Here is a 25,102-nt window from a genome sequence, read left to right as displayed (position 1 = left end):
CACCGGGAGTGACTCGATGACGGGCTCGCCGACCAGCCGTCACGGCAGCGCCTCAAAGAGGTTTGCGGGCCTCGATGAGCGTCCGTGACGAGTGGGCGACGAACGGACCATCGTGCCGGAGGGACGCGTCCAGCTCGCGGAGCCGACCCAGGTACCGCTCGGAGGTGAAACCGGGAACCATCCAGATCACCTTGCGGAGGAACCAGACGATCGCCCCCACGTCCGCGAACTCGATCCGCAGACGCTCGGTCTGCAACTGCACGATCTCGAGACCCGCTGCCCGGGCGCCCGCGGACTCGTCATCGGGATGACGACCACGACGGACCGATTCCGGCTGCGGACCGAGGAAGACCTCGATGAGCTCGAACACACTGGACGGGCCGACGTGCTGAGCCAGGTAGCTGCCGCCGGGCGCGATGACCCTGGCCACGTCGTACCAGTCGACCGACACCGGGTGCCTGCTGGAGACGAGCTGGAACGACCCGTCCGCGAAGGGCAGCGGTGCGCCCTCCTCGGTCCGCACGACCACGACGCCACGCGGGTGCAGGCGGGCGGCGGCCCGCGCCAGGTTCGGCGGCCAGGACTCGGTCGCGACTGCCAGCGTCGGGATCAACTGTGCCGTGTCGAGCACCTCTCCCCCGCCGGTCTCGAGGTCGAGCGAGGAGTCGACTCCCGCGAGACGCCTCCCGAGCAGTTCCGAGAAACGCCACGACGGTCGCTCCTCACTCGCGCGGCCGTCGAGCCAGGAGAAGTCCCACCCGTCGACGGACGCGGCATCGGCCTCGGCCACCAGGTCCTCGAACGTGCGTGACACTGCTTCCTCCCGGATCGTCGGTGCGCTCGTCATCCGACAGCCTCGAACCGTGAGGGGTCGAGTCGCGCCACATCGAACCGCGGGACCGCGTCGAGCAGCTCCCGAGTGTACTCGTGCTGCGGGTGATCGAGCGCGGCCGATGCCGATCCCGACTCGACGACGCGGCCCGACGAGAGCACCGTCACCTCGTCGGCGATCTGGCGGATGAGCCCGAGATCGTGGGAGATGAACAGGTAACTGAGCGCGTGCTCGTCACGCAGGTCCAGCAGGAGTTCGACGATCTGCGCCTGCACCGACACGTCCAGAGCGGACGTCGGCTCATCGAGCACAAGGACCGACGGCGCGAGGATGAGGGTCCGCGCGAGCGCGACGCGCTGGCGCTGACCGCCTGACACCTCGCGGGCGCGCCGTCCGAGCGCGCTCGTCGGCAGCGCCACCTGGTCGAGGATCGTCGCAACGCGTCGCCGCCGTTCTGCGGCGCTGCGCACCCCGTGGATGCGGAGCGGTTCCTCGATGATCTGCCGCACCGTGAACCTCGGGTCCACAGCCGACAACGGGTTCTGGTAGACGAGCTGGAGATCCCGGGCGAACGGGTTGGCCACGGGGTTCTCGCGGGGCAGCCCCCGCCCGGCGACGGTGACAGCGCCCTCATCGAAGGAGGTGAGTCCGGCGACGATGCGGGCAAGCGTCGATTTCCCGGAGCCGGACTCTCCGACGAGGGCATGGATCGAACGCGGTCTGAGGGCGAGCGATGCACCGTCGAGCGCGAGCGGCGACTGCGTATCCCGGCCGTACCGCTTCGACACCTGTGCGACCTCGACCACGGCCGCGGTCGACGTCGTCTCGCCACGCTGTTCGGTACGGAGATGCTCGGCGGCAGAACGGATGCGCTCGCGGTACCGCAGCGGCGATGATGCCGGCGAGTCGGACAGCAGTCGGATCGTGTACGGGTGCTTCGGCGTCAGGAGCACGTCCTCGGCCGCTCCCGATTCCCGCACGTCACCGTCCTGGAGGACGACGATCGCGTCGCTGCGCTCCTGCGCCAATGCCAGATCATGCGTGATGAACAGGATGCCGAGACCGAGTTCCTCACGCAGACCGTCGAGGAGGTCGAGGATGCGCCGCTGGACCGTCACGTCGAGTGCCGACGTCGGTTCGTCGGCGATCAGGAGCTTCGGCCCCGCGGCGATCGCGATCGCGATGAGGACGCGTTGCAGCTGCCCGCCCGACAGTTCGTGCGGATACGCCCTGACCCGCGTCGCGGCCTGCCGGATACCGACGTGCTCGAGCAGCTCGACGACACGCGCCGGGACCTCCGATCTGGGCGTCTCGCCCGCCACCTGGACGGCTTGCGCGATCTGCACGCCGACGCGCTGCAACGGGTCGAGCGAGCTCAACGGATCCTGTGGGACGAAGCCGAGGGTCGTACCTCGCAGTGGGCGCCAGAGCTTCCGGGAGAAGCCCGCGACCTCGTGACCGGCCACCGACACGCGTCCGCCGGTGACGACGCCGTTCGCCGGAAGGAGCCCGGCGACCGCTCGTGCGATCGTGCTCTTGCCGGATCCGGACTGTCCGACGAGCGACACCGTCTCCCCTCGTCCCACCTGGAACGAGACGTCCCGGACGGTGCCTGTCGGTCGCTTCGATCCGCCGGAGCGGTACCCGACGTCGAGCCGCTCGACGACCAGCGGGAGCGGCTGATCGGTGACCGCACGGAGCGCGTTCTGCTGCTGGGATGGGTGCGTCATGCTGCGGTCCTCTCGCGGGTGAGCTGGCTGAGACGGCTGATGGAGAGCACGGTGGCGGCGATCACGAGGCCCGGGACGACGACGAGCCACGGCGAGGACACGACGTACTGACGCCCCTCGGAGACGAGGAGTCCCCACTCCGGATCCGGCGGCGGTGCACCGTAGCCGAGGAAGCTCAACGAGGAGATCCAGATCATCGCCAGGCCGAACTGCAGCGCGGTGAGGGACAGGACGGCCGAGTACGAATTCGGGAAGATGTGCCTCGCGAGCACATACGCCCGCGATCCCCCGAGGTGATGGCTGGCCTCGACGAAGGGGAGGTCCTTGACGGTCAGCACCTCGGACCTCATGATCCGCGTGAAAGCGGCGATCGAGGAGATCCCGACGGCGATCGCCGAGTTCAGCGTGCCGAACCCGAGGGCGACCACGACGACCATCGCCAGCAACAGGCCTGGGATCGAGAGCAGGACGTCGACGATCCGACTGATGACCGCGTCGACGATCCCGCCGAACGTGGCGGCGACCAGACCGAGGATCGTCCCGACCCCGAGCCCGATGAACACGGCGACCACCGAACCGAGCAAGGTGCGGCCGGTGCCATGGATCACACGGGAGAGCAGGTCCCGGCCGAGAGAATCGGTGCCGAACCAGTGGGCGGCCGACGGAGCCGCCAACGCGTTCGCGTCGTCGGGTTCGAGCGGATCGAACGGCGCGAGCACGCCCGGGGCGACCACGGAGAGGAGGACGAGTCCGACGACGACGATCGCCAGCACGTCGGCAACGCCGAGGCGCGCGACCAATCGCCCGATGGCGCCCGGCTCAGCGGAGCTCGAGATGATGTCGCGGTCCTGTTGGAGACGGATGCTCATGCGTCCACACTCGCTTTCGTCGGGCTCTCGCCGGGCGTCGCAGCTGCCGTCGCCGGCGCGGTGCTCGCGCGCTCGATCCGCTGGTTCGCGGCTCGCGGCCGGCGGCCACTTGCGCGCGCCGGCCGCACGATGCGCGGGTCGAGGATCGGGTAGATGAGGTCGGTCACGAGGTTGATCCCGACGTAGACGGAGGAGATGAGGATGACGATCGCGAGGATCATCGGGGTGTCCTGGTCCCGGACGCTCTCGAAGGTCATGAAGCCGAGTCCCGTCCTCGTGAACACCGCTTCGACGATCACCGCGCCGGCGAGCAGCTCACCGACGATGAGCGCGAGCATCGTGATCGACGGGATCGCACCGTTCTTCAGCACATGCCCGAGCGCGATCCGTCGCTCGCTCGTGCCTTTTGCGCGCAGGACCGTCACGAACGGCGCATCCGCGGCCTTCCGCAGGCCCTGGATGAGGACTTGCGTCAGCGGACCGTTGACCGCGAGCGCAAGGGTCAGCGCCGGGAGGATGTACGACACGAATCCCTGGTCGCGCACCGATGACACCCAGCCGAGCTGGAAGGAGAAGATCGCCAGGAGCACGAAGCCGATGAGGAAGCTCGGTGCGGAGATCGACGCGATGGGCATGGATCCCGCGAAGCTGCGGACGGCGACGCCCGGGGCGTACACCGCGGTGAGAGCGATCGCGAGCGACAGGGCGATCGTGAAGACGAACGCGACGGCGGCGAGGACGATCGTGTCCGAGAAGCCCTGGGCCACGAGCTCGCCCACGGAGCGTCCGCTGACGAGCGAGTATCCGAGATCACCCTGGAGCAACCGGCTCACGGTGAGACCAAACTGCTGCAGCGGCGCGAGGTCGAAGTTGTAATAGGCGAGCAGCGCCTCAGCGGCAGACTGCGGCAGCGGGTTGATCGGGCTCGTCAGCTTGTTCTCGATCGGGTCGCCCGGCAGAACGAACAGCGTGAAGAAGACGAGGGTGTAGACGAGGGCGATCACGAGCAGCGCCTGGGCGACACGGCGGATCACATGGTTGCGGTACTGCATGGGGCCTCCTGACGGCAGACGGATGATGGTCAAGGAGGGGCCGCGGGTGCTGCCCCTCCCCAACCGGTCAGTCCTCGATCGAGGTGTTGTAGAACTCGGGGAGCGCGCCGTCCGTCAGCGAGAAGCCCTTCACCCGCTGCTGGGTGACGAACACCTGGCTGTCGTTGAGGATCGGTACGACGTAGGCCTGGTCGATCAGGTAGTCCTGGATCGAGCCGAGGATCGCCGCCCTGGTGTCGTCGTCGGTCGCCGCGTACTGCGAGTCGAGGAGCGACTGCAGTGTCGTGTCGGAACCGGCGAGGCCGAGGAGATCGGACCCGTCGGCGCTGTAGTACTCGCTCAGCCCCTTGGACGGGTCCGGGTGCGGCCAGCCGACGCGCAGGGCACCGACCTCGGGATCCGCGAAGGCCGTGGCCCAGTAGGTCGAATAGTCCAGCTCGTTCAGCGAGAGCTCGATACCGACGTCCTTGAACTGGTTCTGGATCTGCTGGAAGAGGCTCTTCGCGGTGTTGTCGTAGACGTCGAGGTACGTCTTCACGGTGAGTCGCTCACCACCCTTGGTGCGATAGCCGTCGGCGTCGCGCTCGGTCCATCCGGCGGTGTCGAGGAGGGCGTTCGCGACGCCTGGATCGTAGGCGAGCTTGTCGGACTCGTCGACATAGCCGAAGGTACCGGGCGAGAGCACTGAGCTCGCGGGCGTCCAGCTGTCGGTGTACTGCGTCTCGATGATCTGCTCGCGGTCGATGACGTGCAGGAGCGCCTTGCGGACGTTGATGTCGTCGAGGAAGGGTGCCTGGCTGCGGAGGAACCACTGGTTGCTGAGGCCGACACCAGTCTTGGAGACGATGTCGTACCCGGCGTCCGCGAGCGCCTGCTCCTCGCTCGGCTGGACGTAGCGGATCACATCGGCCTCGCCCGACTTCAGCGTGCCGAGCCGGACGCTGTCCTCCTGCACGGGGATGACGGTGACCTTCGCGAGATGCGCCTCACCCTGGTTCGGCGAGGACGGCGGCGCCCAGGCGTATCCGTCTCGACGTTCCAGCACGATCTCCTTGCCGTAGGTCTCGGAGGTCACGACGAACGGGCCGGAACCGATGAGGTTCACGAACTTCGACTGCTCCTCCTTGCTCGCATCGATCGTGGCGTCGGCGACGAGCCCGGCACCCCAACCGGTGAGCACGTTGAGGAACGGCGCGTACGGCGTGGGCAGGACGACGGTGACGGTGCTCGCGGCGTCATCGGCGGTGGCGACCAGGCCCGCGGGGAACTGCGCGTTCGGGGTCGTGCCCTTCGCGTCGTCACCGGTCGACTGCCAGTTCAGGTTCTTCGCGACGCTCTTGGCGTCGACGTCGGTGCCGTCGCTGTAGGTCACGCCGTCCCGGATGACGAAGGTGTAGGTGAGTCCGTCGGGACTCACGGTCCAGGAGTCGGCGATCCACGGCTCGAGCTCGTTGGTCTCCGCGTTGCGGGAGATCAGGCGGTCTGTGATGTTCTGCTGCAGCGCCCTGGTCTGCCAGGTTCCGGACTCCTGCACCTGCGCCGACGTCGGGATCTCGGCGTCGAGGTAGGTGAGGCTGCCGCCGTCGGCATCCGAGGAGGCCGATGCAGCGGAGCAGCCCGTGAGCGTGATGCTCAACGCGACGAAGGCTGCTGCGGCGAGTCGGGCTCGCCGTCTGGAGGTTCGGGTCATGACGGATGCTCCTGGGTATCGGTGGGGGCGGGTCGCCGGTGCTGAGCCGGTGTGGTTGCCCATCCTGGGGCCGGATCCGGCACCCACACCGGAGTGTTACGACAGGTTTCCGATGAGCTCCGCCGGTGACGTTTTGTGACACGAGGCGACGGGTTCCGTGCTGCGCGACGGCACGGGGAGCGCCGCATGTCGCCTGGCCCACGGATCGGGAGCCGCCCCGCTCAGGTGCCAGTCGCCGAACAGGCGGGTCATGCTCGTGATCCCGTCAGCTCGGCGGCGATCCGGTCGGTGCCGAGCTCTCGACCGCCGCGGTAGCGGGCCGCGGGATGATCGTCGGGGAGGCGTGCCGCACCGCCGGTCAACCGCTCCCGGAGCGTCTCGCCTGGACGGTAGGCGTCGCGCAGTCGACCACGACGCCGCAGCTCCGGAACGACGAGCTCGACGAAATCGGTCAGGGTGTCGAAGCTGTGGTACTGCCGGAGATTGATCCCGTCGATGCCGACCTCGTCGAGCCAGCGCTCGATCTCATCGGCCACCACCTCCGGCGTGCCGACAGCGTAGAAGTCCTGTTCGAGGTCGCTGCCGACCCGGGCGACGAAGTCACCGACGGTCCCGGCCGTCACCTGCGCGGGGAGCGCGTCTGGTGCCGCACCCTCGACCGCGAGCGCCTCCGCGACCGTGCGCTCGGCCGGATGCGCAGCGGGATCGAAGGGCAGACTCGCATGGACGTACCGCCCGACGATGCTCGCGTACTCGCGGTATCGGGCGGCTTTGGTCTCGGCCTCCTCCTGGGTGGGTGCGACGATCACCGCCGCCTGCACGACGATCTTCAGCGCAGCGCCGTCACGGCCGTTCTCCGCCGCTGCGGCGCGGAACCGCTCGAGCAGCGGACCGGCGCCACCCGGCCCACGGACGCCCGTGAACACCGCTTCCGCGTGGCGGCCGGCGAAGGCGATGCCCGCCGGAGACGCGGTCGCGGTGAACAGCACGGGGGTACGCTGAGCGCTCGGTTCCGACAGGTGCGGGCCCGCGACCTGGAAGTGCGTCCCGACGTGATCGATGTAGCGCACCTTGTCGGGGTCCGAGTAGACGCCGGCGTCACGGTCACGGATGACGGCGTCGTCGTCCCAGGACCCCTCCCAGAGCTTGTAGACGACGTCGAGGTACTCCTCGGCTATCGCGAACCGCTCATCGCGCGGGATCTCCTCCGACAGGCCGAAGTTCCGCGCGGCGTTCGGCAGATACGAGGTGACGATGTTCCAGGCCACCCGCCCGTTCGTCAGGTGGTCGAGTGTCGACATCCGTCGGGCGAAGGCGAACGGCGGCTCGTAGCTCGTGGAGAAGGTGATCCCGAAGCCGAGGTGGTCGGTGACCGCCGCCATCGCCGGGACGACGAGCATCGGGTCGTTGTTGGGGATCTGCAGCCCCTCGCGGAGCGCGTCTGCCGGGCCACCGCGGAAGACGTCGTAGGCTCCGACGACGTCGGCGATGAAGATCGCGTCGAACCCGCCCTCCTCCGCTGTGCGGGCGATCCGTGTCCAGTAGCGGATGTCCGTGTACTGCTCCCGGTGATTACCCGGCAGCCGCCACAGACCGTGCGTGATGTGACTGACGCAGTTCATCTCGAACAGGTTGAGGATGAGCTGTTTGGGGGGTCGCTGGACGGTGATGATCTGCTCCTCTGGTGGAGCGGCCGATCGATCGGTTCCGATGAGCCGCCTGAGCACCCTAGGCGCGCGTCCACCCGCCTCGCCCGTCGGCCGCGTCATATCCCGTCACATCCGGGCGGGGCCGGCCGCCTCCCGGCCGGGACCGGTCAGCGAGCGATCGGAGGCACCCTGTGCTGCCAGCGCAGACGCCGTTCCAGCTGGGCGCCGAGCGCGAGCAGTGTCGCTTCACCGCCCGGACGGCCGATGAGCTGCACCCCCATCGGGAGTCCGTCGGACGTCTGATGCACAGGGAGTGTGATGGCCGGCAGACCGGTGGCGTTCACGAAGGAGGTGTGCGGCGCGTAGCGGACCTGCTGCTCGAAGTTCAGTTCGGGCGAGCGGGTGTCGTACCAGCCGATCGGGCGAGGCGTCTCTGCGAGTGCCGGGGTGATGACCGCATCGAACGGGGCGAACTGCGCGAGCACGCTGCGTTCGAATCGTGCCAGGCTCGAGAGCGTCTCCATGAGCGTCGTCGCACGGAGCGACCGTCCGCGCTCGACGAGCGTGCGCGTGATCGGTTCGAGGAGGGCGAGCTCCGCATCTGTGGTCGCCGGGACCCCGGAGGCCGAGGCCTGCCAGATGGTCGTGAAGTCCGTCGGGTAACGGTCGGCGTCCCGCAGGCGCACCTCGTCGATACCGTGCCCCATGCCGCTCAGCGCCTGCACCGCGACGTCGACGGCCTCGATGGCTCCCGGGTCGTAGCGGAGGTCGAAGGCGTTGTCCCACGGCGAGCCGCGGAGGACCGCCAGTTGGAAACGGCCCTCCCCTCGGATCGCGTGACCGAGGAGCGGACCGTCGTCCTGTTCCGGCGCTCGGAGGGTGAAGTGGTGGTCGATGCGCCCGTGGACGCGCTCGATCATGGCGTCGAGCAGCAGCACGGCATCGGCGACGGTCCGGGCGATCGGTCCCGAGACGACGAGACCCGCCAGACGATCGACGCCCGAGCCCACCGGGACGAGGCCGCGGGTAGGCTTCAAGCCGACGAGACCACATGCCGCTGCCGGAATACGGATCGAACCACCGCCGTCGGAACCGGGAGCGAACGGGAGGAGTCGTGCTGCGACCGCCGCCGCCGCGCCACCGCTTGATCCCGCAGCGCCTCGGTCGAGCGCCCACGGGTTCCGGGTCGGCACCCCTCCGATCGGCTCCGTGTAGCCGTAGAGCCCGAATTCCGGAGTGGCTGTCTTCCCGAGGCTCACCGCCCCGGCTCGGTCGAGCACCGCGACGAGCTCGTCATCGGCGGTCGCGACGACGTCGGCTGTGAGCCGCGAGCCGTATCGGACGGGAAGACCCGTGCGGGCCACGAGGTCCTTGTCGGCGAGCGGCAGTCCCCACAGCGGAGCGGTGCGCGGAAGGGACTCGACGGCGGCGAGACGAGCCGGGAGTCCGCCCGCGGCGACGGCGGTGAACGCCCCGATCTCGCCGTCCAACCGCTCGATGCGATCGAGGTAGTGCCGGGCCAACTCGGTCGGTGACACCTCGTCGCGTTGGAGCGCCTGCCACTGCTCGAGGGCCGTCAACTCGTGGAGGTCCGCCATTCCCCAAGCCTACCGACCCGGTCACCGAGCCGGACCCGGCCACCGAGCCTGTCGAGGTGCTACCGCTTCAACGACTTCTGCATGAGCACGGTGCCGATCCAACGGTCGAACTTGAACCCGACACGACCCATGCGTCCGACCTCGGTGAAGCCGAACTTCTCGTGCAGGGCGATCGACGACTCAGCGCCCTTGTCGGCGATCACCGCGAGCATCTCCTTGAGCCCGGCGGCCTTCGCACGTTCGACGAGCTCGGCGAGCAGGTCCGTCCCGAGCCCCTTCCCGGTGGCTGCAGCCCCGAGGTAGATCGAACTCTCCACGGTGAAGCGGTAGGCGCGCTTCTGCTTCCACGGCGCGCACAGCGCGTACCCGAGGATCTGACCGCTCGGGTTCACGGCGACGATGAAGGGGAGCTGCAATCGCCTGAGGTAGGTGAACTTCGAACGCCACTCCGCGAGCGTCATCGCGTCCTCATCGAAGGTGACCATGCTGTTGGCGACGTAGTGGTTGTAGATCGCCCGGATGTCGGGCAGGTCCTCGGGGGTCGCCTCCCGCATCGTGAAGCTGAAGGGCGCCTCGGGAGTCGGCGGCTTGCGCAGATGGGGCGGAAGCTTGCGCCTCGGCTCGTACTCCTCTTCCAGCATGCCCCAAGCCTAGCCAGGCGGCAGGACCGCGGACAGCCCTTGCGCGGCCCGTGCGCCGCAACGATTCAGCGCAGCGACCAGTCGATCTGCGCTGCGCCGCGCGAGGTCAGGAACTCGTTCGCACGGCTGAACGGTCGTGAGCCGAAGAATCCGCGCGAGGCGGACAGCGGGCTCGGATGGGCCGACACGATGACGAGGCGGTCGGGATCCGCTGTCGCATCGAGCAGCGGAGCCAGGCGCTCGGCGTCCTTGCCCCACAGGATCGCGACGAGTGGCCCGCCCCGCGCGGCGAGCGCACTGACGGCCTGCTCGGTCACCGTCTCCCAGCCGTGACGGCGATGGGAGCCGGCGCTGCCGGCCTCCACGGTCAGGACGCGGTTCAGCAGGAGGACGCCCTGCTCGGTCCACGAGCTGAGGTCGCCGTGCTGCGGTGGCTCGATCCCGAGGTCGTCGCGAAGCTCCCGGTGGATGTTGACGAGGCTCCTCGGGACGGGACGAACGTCTCGATCCGCGGCGAACGACAATCCGATCGGGTGGCCTGGTGTCGGGTACGGGTCCTGGCCGACGATGAGCACACGGACGTCGTCGAGGGGCAGACGGAACGCGCGGAGGACGAGCTCCGGGGCCGGAAGCCACTGGGCGCGCTGTTCTCCCAGCCAGCGCTCGATCGCGAGGAGGTCGTCTGCGACAGGGTCGAGCGCTTCGGCCCAGGCCTCGTCCATGAGCCCCGCCGCTGCAAGGGCGGCCGGGCCGCCGCCGAGGATGCCGTCGACCATCGACTACTGCTGCTCGGCGCCGATCGTGCGCACGACGACGCCGTGCTCGGCCGTGAACACCTGCCAGACGCTGCCGCCGCCGAGCACCGAGAGAGCCCCTTGTCCGACGACCAATGCGGTGTTCTCGTCGATCGCGACGCCGCCGTCGACGACGCCTGCCTCGGTCGCCGCGACGAGACGCCCGAGTGTGCCCCACTGTGCGGCGTGCGCCTCGACCGCGATGTCGACGAGGCCGAGGCCGTCGCCGATCGTCACCTCGTCGAGCTCCTCTGCAGCGGCCTCGGGGCTCACAGGCACCTCTCCGACGCGCCACCCGCCGAGGATCGCGTGTTCGGCGGCGATCATGGCGCCGGCCGAGATACCGAGGTACGGCAGGCCGGAGGCGACGAGGCGACGGATCTCCGTCGCGACCGGCGCGACCGCGTCGGCATAGGCGGACGGAAGCCCGCCGCCGACGACGACACCGTCGATCTCGGCCAATTGCGCCTGCGCGACGACACCGCCCTCACGGACGACGATCAGCACCGCGTCGATCTCGGCTGCACGCTCGATGGCGCGGGCGAGGCCCGACGACTGCTCGAGTCCGTCACCGTCGTGGACGACGATGAGGGCGATACGCGGGGCGAGTCGTCCGGCGACGACGGCGAGCGCGGCCGCCTCGGCGATGAACGCTGAATAGACGGACGACTCGGTCTCTGGGGTGGCGGGGCCACCGAGGAGGAAAACACTCACCCTGAGACCCTACCCGGCGCTACGCCGTTATGGTCGGCAGGGTCGACCAGGGGAAGGAGATCCAGCGGTCGACGCGCTTCCAGACGTAGTCGGGCCGGAGCACGGTCTGCGGCTTCTCGTAGAGCGTGACGGTGCGCACCTCTGCGCCGCTCGCCCGCATGAGTTCGAGGACCATGGCGAGGGTGCGGCCGGAATCCGAGACGTCATCGACGAGGAGTACGCGGCTGCCGGGGAGTCCGGCGACGTCGAGCAGCGGCGGGAGCACGACCGGCTCCGGCAGCCTCGCGTCGACACCGGTGTAGAACTCGACGTTCAACGCACCGCAGGCCTTCACGTCGAGCGCGTACGCGATGGCCCCGGCGAGCAGGAGTCCGCCACGCGCGATGGCGACGATGGAGTCGGGACGGAAGCCGCTCGCGACGATCCCGCTTGCGAGTTCACGGGCTGCGTCACCGAACGTCGGCCAGTCGAGGACCTCTCGCTCAGGGGCTGGGGCAGCGGCGTTCTCGGTCGACATGCTCCAACGCTATCCTGCCGGGCCACGCCACCTGTACCATCCCCCCATGACGCGAGACACGACGGCTCCGGGCGGCGCCGCCCACACCGGATGGCGGGGCACGATGCGGGGCTCGGCCGCCGGAATCACCGTCGGCCTCATCGGCTGGTTGTTCCTCGTCGAGATCACGAGCGGCGTGCTGCAGGGCTACTACGTCCCCCTCATCCCGGACCTCGTCGACCATCTCGGCATCCACGATGCCGACTTCAACTGGTTCGAGGCCGCGCAGCTGCTGCTGTCGGCGCTCGTCGTCCCCGTCCTCGCGAAACTCGGCGACATGCACGGTCACAAACGGATCCTGCTCATCGCGACCGTCCTCACCGCCGGAGCCAGCTGGTGGCTGGTGATCGCTGGTGACTTCTGGTCGTTCCTCGCCGCGTGGGCGCTGCAGGGGTTCTACGTCGTGTGGCTGCCACTCGAGATCGCACTCATCTTCGAGCGTGGACGCCGCTCGGGCACCGGAGCTTCACAGACGAGACGAGCGGCCGGCCTGCTCGTCGTCGCACTCGAAGCCGGAGCGATCATCGGGGCGCTCTCCAGCGGCCGCATCCTCACGGCTCTCGGCGGCGACATCCCGCTGACCATGATGCTTCCGGCCGTGGCGGTGACCCTCGTCTTCTTCGCCATCCTCTTCGGCGTCCCGGAATCGAAGCCCGTGCCCGGACGCACCCTCGACTTCGGCGGGTTCGTCCTGCTCAGTCTCGCGCTGCTGCTGATCACCTCCGGGCTCACGTTCCTGCGGCTCAACGGGCCCGGTACCTGGTGGGTGTGGGCGCTCATCGTGATCGGTGTACTCGCATTCCTGCCCTTCGGACGCCATGAGCTGCGCCAGGCGGACCCGGCGATCGACCTGCGCGTCCTCCGCCAGCCGAACATGTGGCCTGTGCAACTCACCGCCGGCCTCATCGGCATCAGTCTGCTGGGAGCGCAGGCGCCGCTCAGCACCTACGCGGGCACGCCACGCGAGAACGGATACGGTCTCGGGCCTCGACGCGAGCGACATCTCGACGCTCATCGGCGCGTACCTCATCTCGATGATCGTCGGTGCGCTGCTGTTCCCGCTCGTCTCCCGGTGGACCACGCCGCGGATCGCGCTCATCATCGCGGCGTTCCTCGTGGCGATCGGCTATCTGCTGTTCCTCCCCTTCCATCTCGAGACGTGGCAGGTATTCACGAACATGGCGATCGCTGGTCTCGGCTCCGGCGCGCTCGTCGGCGCGATGCCGGCGGCGGCGGCGGCAGCAGCACCGCTCGGGCAGACGGGGGTCGCCGCGGCGCTCACCAACACGACGAAGACGATCGGTGGTTCGTTCGCCTCCGCGGTCTTCGGAGTCGTCCTGTTCGCCGGCGCCGCCCAGGCGGTCACAGCGGCGGCATCGAGCCTGTCGGGGTACCTGACGGTGTGGGCGATCTGCGGCGCTGGTGCGCTCCTCGCGGCGATCCTGCTCTTCTTCGTACCGAAGCTCGCGTTCGCCGACGCCGCTCCGATCCCGGACGCACTCGTGCCGGAGCCGGAGCGGCCCGCTCGCTGAGATCCGCAGGCGCCGACGCTGCCCGGACTACTCCGCGACGCGCAACGGACCCTTCGCGAGCTTGTACGGCGCTGCCTGCGCCACCGGCTTGATCGTGATGTGGTCGATGTTCACGTGTGGCGGGAGGGACGTCGCGTGCACGATCGCCTCGGCCACGTCGTCCGCGGACAGGGGGTCCGGGATCTCGTCGTACACCGCGTCGGCGCGTGCCTGGTCGCCGCCGAAGCGGACGAGGGAGAACTCCTCCGTGTGCACCATGCCCGGTGCGACCTCGATGACCCGGATGGGCTCGCCGTTCAGTTCGAGCCGCAGCACCTCGAACAGCGCACGTTCGGCGAACTTCGCGGCGTTGTAGCCACCGCCGCCCGCGTACGCGGTGTGACCGGCGATCGAGGTGACGCCCACGATCGTCGCCGCGCCGCCGGCGGGGATGCTGCGCCGGAGGATCGGGAGCAGCGCCTGGAGGACCCGCTTGGTCCCGAGCACGTTGATGTCGAACATCCGCTGCCAGTCGTCGACGTCGCTCGCCTCGACCGAGGCGAGCCCGAAGGCCCCACCGGCGTTGTTGATGAGGGCCTCGGCCCCACCGAGCCCTTCGACCGTCGCCGCGAGCCGATCGACGTCGGCCTGCACCGTCAGGTCTGCGGTGACGGCCGCCCCGCCGATGTCCGCGACGAGCCGCTCGAGACGATCGGCACGACGCGCGACGGCGACGACCTCCCAGCCGTCTGCGGCGAACCGCCTCGCTGTCGCCTCCCCGATCCCCGAACTCGCACCGGTCACCACCACACGTCTTGTCGTCATGCGTCCAGGGTAGCGAGCGCACGAGGGCGTTACGCCGTGTTTCCGCCCGCTTGGCGCGTTCAGGACGGACGAGTAGCCTCGGGGACACGACGGAGCACCACCGGAGCCGAACCCCGGAGACATCGACGTCAGACCGGCAGCGGCCGACCAGGCAGCATCCGCCACCCGAAACGCAGACCACCCGAGCAGAGGGGACCATCCACCATGAGCGATGCCACGAACGACTGGAAGTTCGAGACCAAGCAGATCCACTCCGGCGCAGCGCCCGACCCCGTCACCAAGGCGCGCGCCACGCCGATCTACCAGACCACCAGCTACGTGTTCGACAGCGCGGACCACGCGAAGAACCTCTTCGCCCTCACCGAGTTCGGCAACATCTACACCCGCATCCAGAACCCGACGCAGGCCGTCGTCGAGGAGCGCCTCGCTGCGCTCGAGGGCGGCAGCGGCGCCCTCCTCCTCGCCTCGGGCCAGGCGGCGGAGGCCTCCGCGGTCCTCAACATCGCCCAGGCCGGAGACCACATCGTCTCCTCGTCCTCCATCTACGGCGGCACGTACAACCTCTTCAAGTACACGCTGCAGAAGCTCGGCATCGAGACGACGTTCGTCGAGAACCAGGACGATGCGGAGGAGTGGCGCCGTGCGGTGCGCCCGAACACCAAGCTGTTCTTCGCCGAGACCATCGGCAACCCGAAGATCAACATCCTCGACATCCGTCTCGTCGCCGACATCGCGCACGAGGCCGGTGTGCCGCTCATCGTCGACAACACGATCGCGACCCCGTACCTGATCCGCCCGTTCGAGCACGGAGCGGACATCATCGTGCATTCCGCGACGAAGTTCCTCGGCGGACACGGCACGGTCATCGGCGGCGTCATCGTCGACGGCGGCACCTTCTCCTGGACGGGGCACGCGGACAAGTTCCCGGGCCTCACCACACCGGACCCCTCCTACCACGGCGCCGTCTACACCGACGCGGTGGGCGACTCGCTCGCGTACATCATCAAGGCGCGCGTGCAGCTGCTCCGCGACCTTGGTGCCGCGATCGCTCCGGCGAGCGCCTGGCAGCTGATCCAGGGCATCGAGACGCTCAGCCTGCGCATCGAGCGTCACGTGCAGAACGCCCAGCACGTCGCGGAGTGGCTCGACGCCCACCCCGACATCGCAAGCGTCAACTACTCGGGTCTCCCGTCGAGCCCCTGGTACAGCTCTGCCAACCACTACGCCCCCAAGGGCGTCGGTGCCGTCCTGTCCTTCGAGCTCAAGGGCGGTGTCGACGCTGGCCGTGCGTTCGTCAACTCGCTTGAACTGTTCTCGCACCTCGCGAACATCGGCGACGTCCGTTCGCTCGTCATCCACCCCGCGTCGACGACGCACTCGCAGCTGACTCCGGAGCAGCAGCTCACGGCCGGTGTCACGCCGGGTCTCGTGCGGCTGTCGGTCGGTCTCGAGAACATCGACGACATCACCGCGGACCTGCAGGCCGGGCTCACCGCCGCGAAGCAGGTCGTCGAGGCCGCCCGGGTCTGATCCTCCCGTCCCCAGCGCGGTGCGCTGGACCGGGCGCACCCCACCAGCGCGAGCGCGGGTCTCCAGAGGCCCGCGCTCGCGCTGTCGTGTGTCCCCGGCGGTCGGTACCCCGCGCTCGGTCCAGCGCACCGCGCCGAGACCGCACGCGCGCCGAGGGGGCGTAACAATGTCCGCCGGCCCGCCACGGCACGACACAATGGAGGTCTATGGACTGGCAGATCCCGGAAGACAGCGTGCCCTCCCGCTTCGTGACCGAAGCAGAGGTCGGCGCCCTCCTCGCGAACCCTCCGTCGAGCGGCGCATGGCGTGACGGCGACCGGCCAGGAGACCGGCTGTTCGCGCCGCTCGGGCGCCTCGACTTCGAGCACGGCGGCAGCATCCCCCACGCCAGACTCGCCTACGAGACCTGGGGCACACTCGCCGACGACGGCGGCAACGCCCTCCTCGTCCTGCACGCCCTGACCGGCGACAGCCACGTCCTCGGTGCGGCAGGCAACGGCCACGCGACCGCCGGCTGGTGGTCCGGGATCGTCGGCCCAGGCCTCGCGATCGACACCGACCGCTGGTTCGTCGTCGCACCGAACATGATCGGCGGGTGCCAGGGCAGCACCGGCCCGTCCTCCTTCGCACCGGACGGCGTCGAGTGGGGCTCCCGGTTCCCGTACACCTCCGTCCGGGACCAGGTCGAGGCGCAGCACCGCCTCCTCCGGCACCTCGGACTCGATCGCTGGGCGGCCGTCATCGGCGGTTCGATGGGCGGCATGCACGCTCTCGAGTGGGCGGTCACCCACCCTGATCTGGTCGAACGCCTCGCGGTCATCGCCGCACCCCCGGTGACGACCGCAGATCAGATCTCCTTGAACTTCGTGCAGCTCGAAGCGGTGCGCACCGACTCCCACTTCCAGAACGGCGACTACTATGACGCCCCCGACGGTGAAGGCCCCCACCGCGGTCTCGCACTCGCTCGACGCATGGCGCTGCTGAACTACCGGAGCCCTGGCGAGCTCAACGAACGGTTCGAGCGCAGCTGGCAGTCGAGCGTCAGCCCGCTCGGCCATGGTGGACGGTTCGCCGTCGAGTCGTATCTCGACTTCCACGGCAACAAGTTCACCCGCCGCTTCGACGCCGGCAGCTACGTGACCCTTGTGGAGGCGATGAACTCGCACGACGTCGGTCGGGATCGCGGCGGCATCGGAGCTGCGCTCCGTCGCTACCCCGGGCCGTCGCTCGTGCTCGGCATCGACAGCGATCGGCTGTTCCCGGTGAGTGGCCAGGAGGAGATCGCGCTCCATCTCTCCGGCAACCTCGACGGCGCCGTTCCAGCGGTCATCCGCTCCGACTTCGGCCACGACGGTTTCCTCATCGAGAACGCGCTCGTCGCACCGCAGATCCAGCGGATCCTCGACGCCTAAGGCCGGACGACAGCTGTCGGTCAGGCGCTCCCGTCCAGGCCGTGTCACCCGATAGGGTGACTCCACAGAGGAGCGTGAGCATGGAACGCGTGGTCAAGACGCAGCGACGGCTGCTGCTGCGCACGACGCGGTTGTTCGGCCTCGCCGGCTGCGTGACCGCGGCCGTGATCGTCAGCGTGCCCGGCGTCATCGTGGGCGGCCGCTACGCCGTGATCCTCATTCTCGTCGCGGCCCTCGCTCTCGGCCATGTGGCGGCGGAGCAGTACGTGAACCCGATCTGGCTGACCCTCGTCTTCGCGATCGGTATCGGCGTCGTCGTCGTCATCGGTACGTCCGATGGTGGCGGCGGCAACGTCGGGTCGGCCAGTGCCGTCGCGGCCGTCGCCTCACTCGGGATGGGCTCGATCGCCGCCAGACTCGCGCCCATGCGTCGCGCATGGCCACTCCTCGCCGCCGTGTTCCTCGTGACGATCGTCGCCGTCGGCGTCGCCACGTCGCCGTCCGGCTTCGGGTTCCCGGCGGTCAGTCTCACGATCGTGATGTGGGTCACGATCGGAGCGTTCGGGAGCTGGCTTCACGCGAGCATCCCGCGCCTCATCCGCCGAGTCGACAACATCGGCAGCGCGTACAACGCCGAACGGATCGCGAGCCAGGCCGAGTCGCAGCGGCGACAGGACGCGCGCCTCCTCCACGACACGGCTCTGGCCACCCTGACGCTCCTCGCCCACTCGGGTCGTGGCGTCGACGCGCTCGCCCTCCGGGCCCAGGCGAGGGACGACGCGCACCTGCTGCGCAGTCTCCGACTCGGCGAGGAGCTCAGCCCGATCTCCTCCGGCAGCTACATCCTGCAGCGGGGTGCCGACTTCACCCTCGACGAGGGCATCGGTGCGGTGACCGAGCGCTTCGCCGGGCTCGGTCTGACCGTCAACGTCTACGGCGGCGGCAAGGCCACGCTCGACCCGCAGGTGCGCGAAGCCTTCCTCCTCGCGCTCGGCGAGTGTCTGGAGAACGTCCGACGGCATTCCGGCGTCGACTCGGCCGACGTGACGGTTTCGATCGACGAGCAGACCGCGCGCCTCCTCGTCACCGACACCGGACACGGATTCGACCCGGCAGCGGTACCCGCCGGGCATCTGGGCGTCAAGGAGTCGGTCATCGCCCGCATCCAGGAAGTCGGTGGGCAGGCCCGCGTCTTCTCAGCCCCGGGAGCAGGAACGACCGTCATCCTGGAGGTGCCGCAGTCATGAGCATCGACTCCCTCGTCGGCGCCGTCGGACCGACACGCCGCTACCGGCATCGACGCGCACTCGATCGTCAGCGCTCCACGCTCGGCACACGCCAACTCGGTATCGGATTGTCCGTCTCGGGCCTCGTGCTCGTCGTCTACGCGGCGATCCGCTTCGTCGAGGGTTTCGCCCTCTACCCTCGGCCGGTCCTCACCGTCATCGCGTGGCTCGTCCTCGCCGGAGCCATGGCGTCGACGTTCCTGCTGCTGCGTCGCTCCGGCTTCCATCTGACGGATCGGATGTTCATCGCCCTGCTCATCGAGCTGGTCATCGTCGCGACGCTCGACCTGGCGAGTGTCTGGGGCCTCGACGCGGTCGGGATCTACCCGACGGCTGCGGCGGCCGTCGGCGGCGTCCTGCTCGCGGTGGTCACCCTGCGTCCCGCCCGCGACATCGCAGCGTCGACGCTCGTCCTGGCGGTACTCCTCGTGCTGTCCATCCTCACCGCGACCCGGAATCAGAGCACCACGCTCGGTGCGGAACTCCTCGTCGCGGCGATCGCGGTCGTGCCACCGCTCATCGCCTGCGCGATCGTCTCCCAGTACCGCCGGATCGTCCGCCTCGAACTCGACCGGGTCATGGTCGCCTCGACCGTCGGCAGCGCACGCGACGCCCTCGGCTTCTTCGACTCGGAGGAACTCGTGACCCTCGACCTCGAGGCCGAGGAACTCTTCGACGGCGTCGCCGACGGTTCCGTGGACCTCCCGCTCAGCCCTGAACTCGCCGCCCGCGCATCCCGCCTCGCCACCGAGCTCCGCCGTCACCTCACCGCAGAGGGCAAGGAGACCTGGCTGGAACACGCGTTCCAGGAGTCCTCCGTGCTGGCGGATGGCGCACAGTTGCGCGATCCCGACCGCCTCGCGACCTATCTCGCAACGGATCAGCGGGATGGACTGCTCTCTGCAGTATGGTTGCTCCTCGGGGAAGCAGACGCGCAGAGTGCCACAGCTGTGCTGACGCTCGGGCCGCTCGATCGCACCGAACGACAGGGCCGGCCAGGTCCGCTCACCATCCCGATCGCCCTCGAGGCGAACGGGGTGCAACGCGCCAAGGTCGACCCCGCGGTGTGGGAAGCGCTCAGCCGGGTGGGCAACTACTCGGACACGTACCAGAAATCCCGGATCAGGATCGAGATCGACAGTTCCGTCGACAATCCTGCTGCGGGCCAGCGGAAAGGGGAACGTCCATGACGTCACTGCAGTCTCGGATCAGGGTTGGCATCGTCGATGACCACCGGATGCTGCTCGGAGCACTCACCGAGTGGATCAGGAGCGTCGCCGACGACATCGAACTCGTCGTCGTCACGCCGTCCTGGCCGGAGCTCCTCACGCACCCCGCTTTCCCGGTGGACGTCCTCCTGCTCGACGTCGACCTGAAGGACAACGTCCCGGTCGCAGTGAAACTCGCCACTCTGAAGACCACGGGGGTCACGACGGTGCTGATGAGCACGTACAGTGATCCCGCCGTCGTCCGCGAGGCGCTGGCCGCCGGCGCCATCGGCTATCTCGCCAAGAGCGAGGACGCTGAGACGATCGTGCATGCGCTGCGCGCCGCGGCCCGCGGAGACTCGTACATCTCCCCCGAACTCGACCTGGCGCTCGCGAGCGGCGCGTCCGGCACCGGGCCGCGACTCAGCGCGCAGGAGCGACGGGTCATGGCACTCTACGCCGCGGGCGAGCCGGTGAAGATGGTGGCCGAGAGCCTCGGGATCTCCGACGAGACCGCGAAGAGCTATCTGAAGCGCATTCGGGAGAAGTACCGCAACGCCGGCATCGACGTGGGCACGAAGGTCGCCCTGCGCAAGCGCGCCATCCTCGACGGCATCATCGTCGACTAGCTGCCAGCGCGGTGCGCCCGACCGAGCGCGGGCGACCAGCCGGCGTCGCTACGCACTGACGCGAGCGCGGGTCTCCGGAGGCCTGTGATGTCTCAGGACTTCGTGGACACTTCTGTCTCAGGACTTCGTGGACACTTCTCTGTCTCAGGACTTCGTGGACACAACGCTGTTCTTGGTCGTTCGTGTTCGGCCGTGGGCGGGGCGGCCTTCGTTGCGTGATGGCATGGGTTGGGTGCGGATCATGGTGCCGTGGTGGTCGTAGAACGTGATCTGCTGAGCGTCCCAGATCGCGTGGACGGTGTGACCGATGAATGCTGTCCCGGGGCGGAACGTGCGACCGAGGAGGTAGGTTCTGCCGCCTGACGTGACAACACATTCAGCTTCGCCGGGTGGTAGGGCTGTGAGGGCGTTGCGGGCGGCGTGGATCTCGATCGCGGTGGGTTGCGGGGTCGGTGACGGGGCAGCCGGGGTGCGATCCCAGGCCTCTTTCGGGGTTTGCCGGTCGGTGAGCGATTGGTGTTCGCGGAGCGTGTTGTAGGACACGTCGAAGACGTTCACGAGGGTTTGCAGTTCCTCGATCGTCGCGGCTGGCGGTTTGGCGTTGAGGAAGCGGTGCAGTGTGCGGTGGAAGCGTTCGTTCTTGCCTTGCGTGGTGGGTTTGTAGGGCTTCCCCGTGATCGTCTCGACGCCGAGCGAGGCGAGGTAATCGATGAGCTGGTTGGAATGCCCCCGACGCGTGGGATTGAACGCGACACCATTGTCTGACAGGAACTTCTGTGGTGCTCCGTGATGGTTGATCGCCTGGGTCACGACACGCAATGCAGCCTCTCCGGTCTCTGCCCGGGCGACCAACGACGCGAGCGCGAGACGGGAATGATCGTCGATGATCTGGAAGATCGTGCAGAGCGAACCGTCAGTAAGCGTCCACTCGGTTGCATCGATTTGCCACAAACAGTTCGGGGCTGGATAGACGAACCGACGAAACGCGCTCCGGGGCCGCTTCCGAGGCTCCGCCTCGACCACGCCCGCACGAACGAAGATCCGCGCCAAGGTGGCCCGTGAGGGCAACTCCTGGAAGCCCATCCGCCGCAACCTCGCGATCACACTCAACGGGCCGAAATCCCACCCCTCTGCACGCAATCGCGCCCGAACACTGATGGCGAGATCGACGATCTCGTCGCTCGTCCGAGCCGGACTCGACCGAGGCCTCGTGGATGTCGGAGCGACGACCTCGAACACACCATCTGCCGCAGCCCGGGCGCGGATCTTGTAGAACCAAGACCGCGAAACACCATGCTCCTCGCAGAACGCCGAGACCGCACCCCGGCCCGCATCATCAGGCCACGATGCCACGAGCAAACGAACCTTCGGAGATGGACGCTTCGGTATCGACATGCTCCACCGAACCGCGGAAGTGTCCACGAACTCCTGAGACACACTGTCCACGAAGTCCTGAGACAGAAGTGTCCACGATGTCCTGAGACTTCACAGGTCTCCGGAGACCCGCGCTCGCACTGCAGACCCGCGCTCGGTCCAGCGCACCGCGCTGGCAGAGGGCCGAGGGCAGAGATCAGACGGGGATTGGCGCGGTCGGCGGATTGCGGTCGGAGATGCGCTGATCCTCCTGGGCGTTGGCACGCGCGAGCGACGTTCGCAGCTGTCGATGCTCGACCGAGAAGCTCGTGACGACGATCGCGAGGCCCACGATGGTGAGCACCACACCGGTCCACACGGGGGCGATGTATCCGAGTCCGCCGGCGATGACGACGCCCCCGAGGAAGGCTCCGAGCGCGTTCCCGATGTTCAGCGCCGAATGGTTGAGCGCCGCTGCGAGTGACTGGCTGTCGCCGGCGACGTCCATGAGGCGCGTCTGAATGGCTGGCCCGAGCCCCTGCGACGCGAACCCGACGGCGAACACGAAGATGAACATCGTGGGCGTCCAGGCGGCCGTGAGCGCGAGCGCCGTCAGCACCACGATCATCAGGCTGAAGAACACGATCAGAGCCCGCTTCACGCCTCGATCGGCGAGGTGCCCGCCGACGAGGTTGCCGATGGTCATACCCACGCCCATGGTCGCAAGCGCCCACGGCACGAGCGAGGCGGGCTGCCGCGCGACCTCGGTGACGAGCGGCGCCAGATAGCTGTAGACGGCGAAGAGACCGCCGAACCCGATGGATCCGAAGCCGAGCACGAACCACACCTGGCTCCGGCGGAACACCCGGAGTTCACGGCGCATCGTCTGGGCCGGGTTCCCGGCCTGGACGGGGACGGCGAACCAGATGGTGACGGTCGCGATCGCGAAGATCCCGGTGACGATGAAGTAGGCGGCACGCCAGCCGTACTCCTGCCCGATCCAGGTGGCGAACGGTACTCCGACGACGTTCGCGATCGTCAGCCCCGTCATGACGAGTGCCACACCCTTCCCGCGCTTGCCGGGTCCCATGAGGCTCGCGGCGACGAGCGCGGCGATGCCGAAGTACGCGCCGTGCGGGAGGGCCGCGACGAAGCGGGCGAGCAGCACCAGGCCGAAGCTCGGGAGCACCGCTGAGGCGAGCGTGCCCACCGTGAACGCGACGCCGAGCCACATCAGGACGGTCTTCCGGCGGTATCGGGCGACCACCGCTGCGATCGTCGGCGCACCGACGACGACGCCGAGCGCGTAGGCGGTGATGAGCCACGCTGCCTGCGCATTCGCCTGTTCCTGACTGCGTGCTGCGAGCTCCGGCAGCAGGTCGGAGGCGATGTTCGGCAGGAGCCCCATCGCGACGAACTCGGTGGTGCCGATGCCGAACGCCCCGACGGCGAGCGCGAGGATGGCAAGACGAATACGGGTCGGCGACAGCTGCGTCGACCCGTCCAGGATGGTGGGCATGGATCGATTCTACGACAGCTCTCGAATCGATTCGAGTCTCCGCCGAGAAGTTTTCACACGGGACGTCCGCGCGACGCGGAGGATCAGCCGTCGTTGTCGAGCGCGGCGTCCAGGCGGTCGAGCTTGGCGGTGAGCTCACCGTCGTAGCCCGGGCGGATGTCCGCTTTCAGCACCAGCGAGACACGACTTCCGTACTCGCCGACGGCCTCGGTGGCCGCCTTGACGACGGCGAACACCTCGTCCCACTCCCCCTCGATCGTCGTGAACATCGAGTCGGTGCGGTTCGCGAGGCCGGATTCGCGCACGATCCGGACCGCGGCCGCGACCGCATCGTGGACGGAACCATCGGTCTTACCGGTGCCGCTTGGTGCGACGGAGAAGGCGACGAGCATGGGATCACTCCTTGTGGGTTCGGACGGGGACAGGGACGGAGAGCGGGTCGGACGCGACCTCGCCGGCTGCCGCACGCGGCGCGAACAGCGCCTGGACGGCCCAGCCGGCGAGTACGAGGTAGGCGAGGTTCCGGAGGGTCAGCACCGTGACGAGCACCGGGTCGACGTTCAGCAGCCACAGGTACAGGTAGGGATACACGAGCTGCGTGAGCGCCGCGATCGCGAGGGCGAGCACCGCCGGCATGAGGAAGCGGCCTCGCTGGAGCACGATACCGAGGATGACGGGCGCCGCGAGCCACATCGCGAACTGCGGCGACCCGACCTTGTTGAAGATGATGAGGGTCAGCACGAACAGCAACGACAACGGCGGCAGCACGGTCACGAGACGTCGTCCGGATCGGACGGCGAGCAGGCCGAGCAGCACCGCTCCCGCCACGGCGAGCATGAGGAGTGGCGTCATGATCGCGATCGCCGTCTGCACGCCGGGCCCGGTCACCTGATAGGTGAGGATGTCGTGGTCGTAGTAGACGAAGCTCTGCGGCACCCGCAGCACGGCGAGCCAGAGGTAGACGTTCCCGATGAGTGACTCGATCTGCAGGCCTCGACCGGTCTGCTCGGTCACGAAACTCAGGACGTTCGCACCACCCAGGAGCATCCCGACACCCAGGACGACCGCCGAGGTCACGATCGCTGCGACCAGGACGCGCACGCGGCGTCGGTGGGCGATCACGATCGCGCCGACGAGCGCCGCCGGCCAGATCTTCATCCATGCGGCCACCGTCAGCAGGATCGCTGCGACACGCGGGCGGCCCGCAGCCCACAGCAATCCGACGATGGCGATGGGGACGGTGATCGAGTCGATGCGGGCGAGGGCGATCGGGCCGAGCATCGCGAGGAAGGCGAGCCACCACCATGCGGCGAGGAGCCGTGGACGGGATCGCCCGTTGCCGAGCAGCACGAGGAAGGCAGCCGCGTTCACGATCGTCACGAGCAGGAGCCAGCCGAAGCCGTACCACGCGCTGCCGAGCACGAGCGGGAGCAGCATGGGGAGCAGCGCGAGGATCGGGTACACCCACGGTTCATCGAGTCCCGGGACGGGTCCCCCGCTCGTCGCCTGCTCGACCCACGGGCGGTACACGAGGATGACGTCGCCGAGCGGGAGCCCTTGCGCGACGAGACAGAGCCAGCCGACGACGAGGTGCACGGCGGCGAAGCCGCACCAGAGGAGCCATCGCCGCATCACGTCCACCATCCTAGGCTCGCGCGCCCCGTCGTCCGTGGAGCCCCGACGATGAACAGGACGGAGATCGTC

Annotated in this window: 21 protein-coding genes and 1 pseudogene; 6 read left to right on the top strand and 16 right to left on the bottom strand. The window is 68.6% G+C overall.

What is annotated here, in order from left to right; translation table 11 throughout:
* Nucleotides 1-52: 52 nt before the first annotated feature.
* The 11 genes from ABMA10_RS09065 to ABMA10_RS09015 all read right to left on the bottom strand — a co-directional run bounded on the left by ABMA10_RS09065 (nt 53) and on the right by ABMA10_RS09015 (nt 12,086).
* Entirely contained in the window at nt 53-847 is a 795-nt protein-coding gene (locus ABMA10_RS09065; protein WP_347868384.1) for an SAM-dependent methyltransferase, read from the bottom strand.
* Entirely contained in the window at nt 844-2,562 is a 1,719-nt protein-coding gene (locus tag ABMA10_RS09060; protein WP_431031437.1) for a dipeptide ABC transporter ATP-binding protein, read from the bottom strand. Before ABMA10_RS09060 ends, ABMA10_RS09065 begins: the two co-directional genes overlap by 4 nt.
* Nucleotides 2,559-3,431, bottom strand: coding sequence for an ABC transporter permease (locus tag ABMA10_RS09055; protein ID WP_347868386.1), 873 nt, complete (start codon nt 3,429-3,431; stop codon nt 2,559-2,561). The genes ABMA10_RS09060 and ABMA10_RS09055 overlap by 4 nt, the downstream gene beginning before the upstream one ends.
* Entirely contained in the window at nt 3,428-4,483 is a 1,056-nt protein-coding gene (locus ABMA10_RS09050) for an ABC transporter permease (protein ID WP_347868387.1), read from the bottom strand. The genes ABMA10_RS09055 and ABMA10_RS09050 overlap by 4 nt, the downstream gene beginning before the upstream one ends.
* Before the next feature lie 67 nt (nt 4,484-4,550).
* Nucleotides 4,551-6,173 (bottom strand): ABC transporter substrate-binding protein, encoded by a 1,623-nt coding sequence (locus ABMA10_RS09045; protein ID WP_347868388.1) that lies wholly within the window; start codon nt 6,171-6,173, stop codon nt 4,551-4,553.
* A 248-nt stretch (nt 6,174-6,421) separates the two neighbouring features.
* Nucleotides 6,422-7,942, bottom strand: coding sequence for an NtaA/DmoA family FMN-dependent monooxygenase (locus ABMA10_RS09040; protein ID WP_431031436.1), 1,521 nt, complete (start codon nt 7,940-7,942; stop codon nt 6,422-6,424).
* A gap of 47 nt (nt 7,943-7,989) precedes the next feature.
* Nucleotides 7,990-9,420 (bottom strand): amidase, encoded by a 1,431-nt coding sequence (locus ABMA10_RS09035; RefSeq protein ID WP_347868390.1) that lies wholly within the window; start codon nt 9,418-9,420, stop codon nt 7,990-7,992.
* A 59-nt stretch (nt 9,421-9,479) separates the two neighbouring features.
* On the bottom strand, nt 9,480-10,061 hold the full coding sequence (locus ABMA10_RS09030; protein WP_347868391.1) for a GNAT family N-acetyltransferase: 582 nt from the start codon (nt 10,059-10,061) through the stop codon (nt 9,480-9,482).
* A gap of 65 nt (nt 10,062-10,126) precedes the next feature.
* Nucleotides 10,127-10,837 carry a uracil-DNA glycosylase gene (locus ABMA10_RS09025; protein WP_347868392.1) on the bottom strand — a complete coding sequence of 237 codons (711 nt, stop codon included), beginning with the start codon at nt 10,835-10,837 and terminating at the stop codon, nt 10,127-10,129.
* A gap of 3 nt (nt 10,838-10,840) precedes the next feature.
* Complete coding sequence (locus ABMA10_RS09020; protein ID WP_347868393.1) at nt 10,841-11,569, bottom strand: Type 1 glutamine amidotransferase-like domain-containing protein; 729 nt, start codon at nt 11,567-11,569, stop codon at nt 10,841-10,843.
* Nucleotides 11,570-11,588: 19 nt separating this feature from the next.
* The gene (locus ABMA10_RS09015; RefSeq protein ID WP_347868394.1) at nt 11,589-12,086 is read right to left on the bottom strand and encodes a phosphoribosyltransferase; all 498 of its coding nucleotides are present in this window, start codon (nt 12,084-12,086) and stop codon (nt 11,589-11,591) included.
* A 103-nt stretch (nt 12,087-12,189) separates the two neighbouring features.
* Between ABMA10_RS09015 and ABMA10_RS09010 the strand changes: the two are divergent.
* Nucleotides 12,190-13,657, top strand: a pseudogene (locus ABMA10_RS09010) (MFS transporter).
* A 27-nt stretch (nt 13,658-13,684) separates the two neighbouring features.
* Here ABMA10_RS09010 and ABMA10_RS09005 read toward each other — a convergent pair.
* Nucleotides 13,685-14,461: an SDR family NAD(P)-dependent oxidoreductase gene (locus ABMA10_RS09005; protein WP_347868395.1), complete on the bottom strand. Its 777-nt coding sequence runs from the start codon at nt 14,459-14,461 to the stop codon at nt 13,685-13,687.
* 204 nt (nt 14,462-14,665) lie between these two features.
* Between ABMA10_RS09005 and ABMA10_RS09000 the strand changes: the two genes are divergently transcribed.
* The 5 genes from ABMA10_RS09000 (at nt 14,666) to ABMA10_RS08980 (ending at nt 20,526) form a co-directional block, all read left to right on the top strand.
* Complete coding sequence (locus ABMA10_RS09000) at nt 14,666-15,991, top strand: bifunctional o-acetylhomoserine/o-acetylserine sulfhydrylase (protein ID WP_347868396.1); 1,326 nt, start codon at nt 14,666-14,668, stop codon at nt 15,989-15,991.
* A gap of 206 nt (nt 15,992-16,197) precedes the next feature.
* The gene (metX, locus tag ABMA10_RS08995; RefSeq protein WP_347869624.1) at nt 16,198-17,403 is read left to right on the top strand and encodes a homoserine O-acetyltransferase MetX; all 1,206 of its coding nucleotides are present in this window, start codon (nt 16,198-16,200) and stop codon (nt 17,401-17,403) included.
* 80 nt (nt 17,404-17,483) lie between these two features.
* Nucleotides 17,484-18,650 carry a sensor histidine kinase gene (locus ABMA10_RS08990; protein WP_347869625.1) on the top strand — a complete coding sequence of 389 codons (1,167 nt, stop codon included), beginning with the start codon at nt 17,484-17,486 and terminating at the stop codon, nt 18,648-18,650.
* Nucleotides 18,647-19,879, top strand: a complete 1,233-nt coding sequence (locus ABMA10_RS08985) for a hypothetical protein (protein WP_347869626.1) — start codon at nt 18,647-18,649, stop codon at nt 19,877-19,879. The genes ABMA10_RS08990 and ABMA10_RS08985 overlap by 4 nt, the downstream gene beginning before the upstream one ends.
* The gene (locus ABMA10_RS08980) at nt 19,876-20,526 is read left to right on the top strand and encodes a response regulator transcription factor (protein ID WP_347869627.1); all 651 of its coding nucleotides are present in this window, start codon (nt 19,876-19,878) and stop codon (nt 20,524-20,526) included. Before ABMA10_RS08985 ends, ABMA10_RS08980 begins: the two co-directional genes overlap by 4 nt.
* Before the next feature lie 144 nt (nt 20,527-20,670).
* Here ABMA10_RS08980 and ABMA10_RS08975 read toward each other — a convergent pair whose 3' ends face one another.
* The 4 genes from ABMA10_RS08975 to ABMA10_RS08960 form a co-directional block, all read right to left on the bottom strand.
* Entirely contained in the window at nt 20,671-21,921 is a 1,251-nt protein-coding gene (locus ABMA10_RS08975; RefSeq protein ID WP_431030692.1) for a DDE-type integrase/transposase/recombinase, read from the bottom strand.
* Between the two features lie 175 nt (nt 21,922-22,096).
* Nucleotides 22,097-23,398 (bottom strand): MFS transporter, encoded by a 1,302-nt coding sequence (locus tag ABMA10_RS08970; RefSeq protein ID WP_347870413.1) that lies wholly within the window; start codon nt 23,396-23,398, stop codon nt 22,097-22,099.
* Nucleotides 23,399-23,481: 83 nt separating this feature from the next.
* Nucleotides 23,482-23,790, bottom strand: a complete 309-nt coding sequence (locus tag ABMA10_RS08965) for a thiamine-binding protein (RefSeq protein ID WP_347870412.1) — start codon at nt 23,788-23,790, stop codon at nt 23,482-23,484.
* 4 nt (nt 23,791-23,794) lie between these two features.
* Nucleotides 23,795-25,030 carry a glycosyltransferase 87 family protein gene (locus ABMA10_RS08960; protein ID WP_347870422.1) on the bottom strand — a complete coding sequence of 412 codons (1,236 nt, stop codon included), beginning with the start codon at nt 25,028-25,030 and terminating at the stop codon, nt 23,795-23,797.
* Nucleotides 25,031-25,102: the final 72 nt, after the last annotated feature.

The sequence above is a fragment of the Plantibacter sp. RU18 genome (assembly GCF_050613355.1).
Lineage (GTDB): Bacteria > Actinomycetota > Actinomycetes > Actinomycetales > Microbacteriaceae > Plantibacter.
This window is presented reverse-complemented; position numbering and strand designations above follow the sequence as displayed.

Bases quoted from the DNA above. Each gene is read 5' to 3' on its own strand.
- ABMA10_RS09050 (WP_347868387.1), bottom strand. From the start codon at position 4,483: ATGCAGTACCGCAACCATGTGATCCGCCGTGTCGCCCAGGCGCTGCTC.
- ABMA10_RS09035 (WP_347868390.1), bottom strand. From the start codon at position 9,420: ATGGCGGACCTCCACGAGTTGACGGCCCTCGAGCAGTGGCAGGCGCTC.
- ABMA10_RS09055 (WP_347868386.1), bottom strand. From the start codon at position 3,431: ATGAGCATCCGTCTCCAACAGGACCGCGACATCATCTCGAGCTCCGCT.
- ABMA10_RS08985 (WP_347869626.1), top strand. From the start codon at position 18,647: ATGAGCATCGACTCCCTCGTCGGCGCCGTCGGACCGACACGCCGCTAC.
- ABMA10_RS08970 (WP_347870413.1), bottom strand. From the start codon at position 23,398: ATGCCCACCATCCTGGACGGGTCGACGCAGCTGTCGCCGACCCGTATT.
- ABMA10_RS09045 (WP_347868388.1), bottom strand. From the start codon at position 6,173: ATGACCCGAACCTCCAGACGGCGAGCCCGACTCGCCGCAGCAGCCTTC.
- ABMA10_RS08965 (WP_347870412.1), bottom strand. From the start codon at position 23,790: ATGCTCGTCGCCTTCTCCGTCGCACCAAGCGGCACCGGTAAGACCGAT.
- ABMA10_RS08975 (WP_431030692.1), bottom strand. From the start codon at position 21,921: ATGTCGATACCGAAGCGTCCATCTCCGAAGGTTCGTTTGCTCGTGGCA.
- ABMA10_RS09040 (WP_431031436.1), bottom strand. From the start codon at position 7,942: ATGACGCGGCCGACGGGCGAGGCGGGTGGACGCGCGCCTAGGGTGCTC.
- ABMA10_RS08960 (WP_347870422.1), bottom strand. From the start codon at position 25,030: ATGCGGCGATGGCTCCTCTGGTGCGGCTTCGCCGCCGTGCACCTCGTC.
- ABMA10_RS09000 (WP_347868396.1), top strand. From the start codon at position 14,666: ATGAGCGATGCCACGAACGACTGGAAGTTCGAGACCAAGCAGATCCAC.
- ABMA10_RS09030 (WP_347868391.1), bottom strand. From the start codon at position 10,061: ATGCTGGAAGAGGAGTACGAGCCGAGGCGCAAGCTTCCGCCCCATCTG.
- ABMA10_RS08980 (WP_347869627.1), top strand. From the start codon at position 19,876: ATGACGTCACTGCAGTCTCGGATCAGGGTTGGCATCGTCGATGACCAC.
- ABMA10_RS09025 (WP_347868392.1), bottom strand. From the start codon at position 10,837: ATGGTCGACGGCATCCTCGGCGGCGGCCCGGCCGCCCTTGCAGCGGCG.
- metX (WP_347869624.1), top strand. From the start codon at position 16,198: ATGGACTGGCAGATCCCGGAAGACAGCGTGCCCTCCCGCTTCGTGACC.
- ABMA10_RS09015 (WP_347868394.1), bottom strand. From the start codon at position 12,086: ATGTCGACCGAGAACGCCGCTGCCCCAGCCCCTGAGCGAGAGGTCCTC.
- ABMA10_RS09060 (WP_431031437.1), bottom strand. From the start codon at position 2,562: ATGACGCACCCATCCCAGCAGCAGAACGCGCTCCGTGCGGTCACCGAT.
- ABMA10_RS08990 (WP_347869625.1), top strand. From the start codon at position 17,484: ATGGAACGCGTGGTCAAGACGCAGCGACGGCTGCTGCTGCGCACGACG.
- ABMA10_RS09065 (WP_347868384.1), bottom strand. From the start codon at position 847: ATGACGAGCGCACCGACGATCCGGGAGGAAGCAGTGTCACGCACGTTC.
- ABMA10_RS09005 (WP_347868395.1), bottom strand. From the start codon at position 14,461: ATGACGACAAGACGTGTGGTGGTGACCGGTGCGAGTTCGGGGATCGGG.